This window comes from Methylobacterium sp. WL18, assembly GCF_008040015.1.
In the GTDB taxonomy this organism is placed as follows: domain Bacteria; phylum Pseudomonadota; class Alphaproteobacteria; order Rhizobiales; family Beijerinckiaceae; genus Methylobacterium; species Methylobacterium mesophilicum.
Window position 1 is genome coordinate 1 of sequence record NZ_VRVD01001100.1, and the last position, 850, is coordinate 850.

An 850-nucleotide genomic window follows, 5' to 3' on the forward strand; every position below is an offset into this window, starting at 1 on the left:
GCCTCCAGGGTCTGCAGGCTCGAATCGGCGCCGATCGCGTGGCCGCTCTCGGCCAGCCAGCGCTCGGCGGTGGCACGGCCGAGGTCGCGCAGGGCGCCGATCGTCGACCAGCGGGTGTCGAGCTTGCTGATCTCGCCCCCGGCCAGCTCGCAGGGCGCCTGGAGCAGGTGGATGTTGATGTCGGCCACCGCCCGCATCCGGGCGTCCCGGGTGTCCGTCTCCCGGGCGTAGCGCTGCAATTCGGTCAGCGCCTTCAGGTCGCGCATCAGGCAGGCGTTGAAGCTGATGTCGCTGACCCGCCCGGCGATCTCGGAGGGCAGCAGGCCGATCGCGTCGGTCACGAACGGCGTCAGCTGCAGGACGATCAGGTCGGTGGCGCCGTGGCCGTTGAAGACCAGCGGCTCCAGGGCGGGGTTGGCGGCGTAGCCCCCGTCCCAGTAGCGCCGGCCGTCGATCTCCACCGGGGCGAACAGTTCCGGCAGGCACGAGGACGCCATCAGGGCCTTCAGGGTGACCTCGGGGCCGGTGAACAGCTGCGCCGCGCCGGTCAGGATGTCGGTGGCCGAGACGTAGAGCGGCACCCGCTCCTGCCGGGCCACGGTGTCGAGGTCGATGCTGGCCCGCACCACCGCCTGGAACAGGTGCATGTCGCGCAACGTCGGCAGGAATGGCGAGACGTAGGCCGAGGCCTCGCGGAACAGCGCCAGGGACCGGGCGACGAACGGGTCCAGGAAGGGGGCCACGTACGGCTCGAACGTGGTGCCGAACCCTTCGAAGCCGCGCAGGGGCGAGCGCTCGGCGGTCGCCCGCCACAGCCGCTCCAGGGCCTCCCGGCCGCCCTCGTCGCCGC

The 850-nt window shown here is 72.4% G+C and carries 1 protein-coding gene; it reads right to left on the reverse strand.

The genetic code is table 11. The features are described 5' to 3' along the window. A partial coding sequence (locus tag FV228_RS31140) for a patatin-like phospholipase family protein (protein ID WP_147857908.1) occupies window positions 1–850 on the reverse strand: 850 nt, incomplete at both ends.